A 3,726-nucleotide genomic window follows, 5' to 3' on the forward strand; every position below is an offset into this window, starting at 1 on the left:
ATTTCCTTCCAACTTTATGCCCATCAAGGGTAATATCTTCCATCACACCTTCAACTACAACAATCTTGAGATGACCGCCGCTTAAATCTTGCTCAGGCAAATAAGCCCGCACCGCAATATAGCCGCGCTTCATATAAAGCTTGGTCACCGCTTTGAGCACTTTGTTGATTTCGGCAATCCCCAAACACCGCCCTTCCCAAAGAGAAATGGCTTCATGAAGGTCGGTATGAGAAATCAACTGAGCATCAACAAATTCAATGCTTTTGATCAGCAAACAGGTTGTACCAGACGAAGCACCATAGGCAGATGTGGTATCATCGTCTGGCAAAAAGACTCCATGGGTTTCGTTTCTACGGTGTAATTGCTGAAAACGTTGTTGTTGCGTTTGTTGTCGTTGGATGCTCTCTGATTGATTAATCGCTTTCTCACGAATGTTTTCGGCAAAACTCGGCAACGAGAAAAGGCACAAAATAGCCGCAAAAACAAAAGTGAAAAAAATCTATGCATTCATTGTGTCCTCAAAATGAGCAACAAAATGAACCATATCGTCAGCGTCACAGAAAAAATCGCCAACCGCGTAACAATTTTTTAATTTTTTGATAAGAATAATACTTCTAAAATCTAAGAGAAAAGCATAGACTGTACTGTATACACCTGCTTTATTAGTTGTGCAAACCATATCATTTCCCCCGCTTTTGAAGCTTGTATAATTACACTGTTAAATGACAATCATACACTCTATATGCTTCTTAATTTTAAGGTGTTGCATGTAATATAATCTTGAGCTTCAAGTAAAGACTGTTATTCATAGAATATACCAAATTTATTGGAACTGTTACATATTAGAGACAACAAGAAACACTCCATTATTATCGCTTGATAAGAAAAATAGCATGACAATCGCTTATACTAAAATAAGAAAAAAAACGCGATAATAGTACAGACATAGGTTTAAAAAGTGCCTCTCTGCTTACTTACTAAAACCATAACAAAAGAAGATATCTTTTATTATTGGTTACGGAATTTTACATTCGGAAGATTACCGTGCTCGCTATGCTGATAATCTCTCTAAAGAATTGCATTGTCTTCCTTGTGTAAAAACTGCTGAGGATTTTTGGAAATTTGTAACAGCAGGGCGTGAACTGGGTCATTTGCACGTAAACTATGAAACTGTAGAGCCTTATCCCGTGACCTTTAAAAAGGGTAATCCAAAAGTTACAGAGATCTCTAATCCCGAAAAGTTTTATTATGTAACTGAAATGAAATTTGCAAAAGCAGGTAAAGAAAATGGAAAATCTGATAAAGATAAAACCACTGTTATTTACAATAGCAATATCACAATAACAGATATCCCTCTTGAAGCTTATGAGTATATCGTAAATGGTAGACCCGCTCTTGAATGGGTTATGGGGCGTCAATGTGTAAAGACTGATAAAAAGAGTGGTATTGTGAATGATGCCAATCGCTATGCTTGTTGAAACCATTGGCAACCCTGCTTATCCATTAGAGTTGTTTCAAAGGGTTATTACCGTAAGTTTAGAAACAATGAAAATCGTTAAGAACTTACCAAAATTAGAACTAAGAGAAACTGAATAGATTTGGCATACTCACATAATGGGTATGATAAACTCATAAGGGGTATAGAGCTTATAACCATAATCTATACCTCTCTTGTTAAGTTGATTAGATATAATCTTCTTTACTATGAGGGATAACAAAATAAAGTTAAGAGAATAGGATTTTGCAACATTCCTCTTAATTATTGCGAATCAAGGATTCTTTTCGTGGAGTTTTTTTTGCCATACCTGCTATCCAGAGGGTTTTTAATTCTAAAAAATTGACTTGAAGTCACAGTGTAGCTACACTATAACAAAGGTTATAAATGGAGATACAAATCATGAAAGCCGATTCTGTTGTTCGCGCTCGCATTCCTGCTAAAATGAAAAAACAAGCGATGATTACTTTAGAACGCATGGGATTAAGTGCATCAGATCTTATCCGCATAACATTTTTGCGTGTCGCTGAAGAAGGTTGTTTGCCTTTTGAGCTTAAAGTACCTAATAGTGTCACACGTAAAGCTATAAAGGAATTAGATGAAGGTAAAGGTAAGACATTTAAAAACGCTGATGCCCTTTTTAAGGATTTAGGCATTTAATATGCTGATACCTGTTCGCTCGAGACAATTTAAACGTGACGTGCGCAAGGCGGAAAAACGCAGTAAAAATATGAATAAGCTGCGTACACTATTAAGTCTTCTAATTGAAGAAAAGCCATTACCAAGACATTACTGTGATCATCCACTAAAAGGCGATTGGGTAGGGTATCATGATATTCATATCGAACCAGATTGGCTGCTTATTTATAGAATAGAAGGAGATAAATTACATCTTATTCGTACAGGAACGCACTCTGACCTTTTCAAAGAATAATTATATGAAAAGTTAAAAATACTCTAACTTTTCTCTACATAAAGAGCACAGACCGTAAAAAACTCGCTCTTGAAGCTATAAAAAAGCTCAAAAAAGATGAGAGATAGAGAAAAAACTAATAGAATCAATAAAGAATAAAATTCTCACTATTAATATAACTTATTGACCTAATTATTATTGAGTATCCCTTTTTAAAAGAATAGTTTATATGCGTTATTCTAAAAAAAATCATTTGCACTTTTAAATACTCTTATTTTGATTGCTTTAAGATTTTTAATAAATCCCATCTTAAAGTGAATACGCTTCTTTTACATTGGCTTTAAGAGGTTATACCGTAATCTAAAATGATAGCTTTATTGTTTTCAAAAGCTTTGTTGTGAATACTTATATCACTTTACGCTTTTAATTCCCTAATTTTTGAAAAAAATATAAACACCCCCAAAACCCCTACAAAATATATATTACAGGTTGTGTTTATAGAGTGCGTTCAATATAGGTTGTTTACATTAGAGCCCCTTATAAACAAAATTCACAAAAAAAATTAAAAACCATTTAGTAAAAAAACTGATAGGTTATAAAGATAAAAATACGCATTATGAGAGCGTTTCTAAATATTATAAATGTATAGATTCAGAAAATAACGCAATCGTTTTATAAATCTTATAATATAGCTTTAAAAGCATATAAATATAAAAGAAGCAATTGATAAGAACATGATAAATATTTACACATAATGAATTTAAAAAACATAAAAAATATCAAACAAGATAAAATGTATTTGACAATAAATACGTATTTTGTTATATAAATGATCAAGTGATTAACAAACACTTTACGTTAAGCGGATAGGTTACGATACAACCTTTCCTATGTTTTTAAAATACTGGCTGTTTTTTATGTGTTAATTAGCATATAATGACTCTGTCGGGTGTGCTTACATCATACAATACCCTTATGGGAAAAGTGTAAGCAACGGACTTAACGCCGTGTTTGTTAGCGCCCGATGCTTGTTAAGAGCGTCAATAACAAACAATTTTACGTTAAGGATTTAATTATGACAAATATCTCAAAAATCCCCCCCGTTATCTCTAATATTGCAAATGAAACCGCGCCTGTTAATCAACAAAAGCCTGCAAAAAAATACGAATTTACCAATGAAAAATTCACTTTTGATGGTCTTACTTTACACCGTATACGTGCTCTAAGAGATTTTGATGATGTTAAGGCGGGAGACCTCGGCGGTTTTATTGAAAATGAAAGTAACTTATCCCATGATGGCAATTGCTGGGTCTATGAT

The 3,726-nt window shown here is 33.5% G+C and carries 4 protein-coding genes and 2 pseudogenes; 4 read left to right on the forward strand and 2 right to left on the reverse strand.

Going from position 1 to position 3,726, the window contains the following annotated elements:
- Positions 1–454: POTRA domain-containing protein (locus ACFIKB_RS08965; protein ID WP_375653399.1), on the reverse strand; the 454-nt coding region annotated here is incomplete at its 3' end.
- Between the two features lie 45 nt (positions 455–499).
- Entirely contained in the window at positions 500–679 is a 180-nt protein-coding gene (locus tag ACFIKB_RS08970; protein WP_375653401.1) for a hypothetical protein, read from the reverse strand.
- A 300-nt stretch (positions 680–979) separates the two neighbouring features.
- Between ACFIKB_RS08970 and ACFIKB_RS08975 the strand changes: the two are divergent.
- The 4 genes and pseudogenes from ACFIKB_RS08975 to ACFIKB_RS08990 all read left to right on the forward strand — a co-directional run.
- Positions 980–1,596, forward strand: a pseudogene (locus ACFIKB_RS08975) (type ISP restriction/modification enzyme); the annotation flags it as partial.
- A 301-nt stretch (positions 1,597–1,897) separates the two neighbouring features.
- Positions 1,898–2,155 (forward strand): type II toxin-antitoxin system RelB/DinJ family antitoxin, encoded by a 258-nt coding sequence (locus ACFIKB_RS08980; RefSeq protein WP_026500656.1) that lies wholly within the window; start codon positions 1,898–1,900, stop codon positions 2,153–2,155.
- Between the two features lies 1 nt (position 2,156).
- Positions 2,157–2,429 (forward strand): type II toxin-antitoxin system YafQ family toxin, encoded by a 273-nt coding sequence (locus tag ACFIKB_RS08985; protein ID WP_026500655.1) that lies wholly within the window; start codon positions 2,157–2,159, stop codon positions 2,427–2,429.
- 1,054 nt (positions 2,430–3,483) lie between these two features.
- Positions 3,484–3,726, forward strand: a pseudogene (locus tag ACFIKB_RS08990) (hypothetical protein); the annotation flags it as partial.

It is taken from the genome of Bartonella sp. MR110HLJHH (assembly GCF_042194225.1).
In the GTDB taxonomy this organism is placed as follows: Bacteria; Pseudomonadota; Alphaproteobacteria; order Rhizobiales; family Rhizobiaceae; genus Bartonella; species Bartonella grahamii.

Coding starts and splice junctions, on each gene's coding strand:
- ACFIKB_RS08970 (WP_375653401.1), bottom strand. CDS start 679: ATGGTTTGCACAACTAATAAAGCAGGTGTATACAGTACAGTCTATGCT.
- ACFIKB_RS08980 (WP_026500656.1), top strand. CDS start 1,898: ATGAAAGCCGATTCTGTTGTTCGCGCTCGCATTCCTGCTAAAATGAAA.
- ACFIKB_RS08985 (WP_026500655.1), top strand. CDS start 2,157: ATGCTGATACCTGTTCGCTCGAGACAATTTAAACGTGACGTGCGCAAG.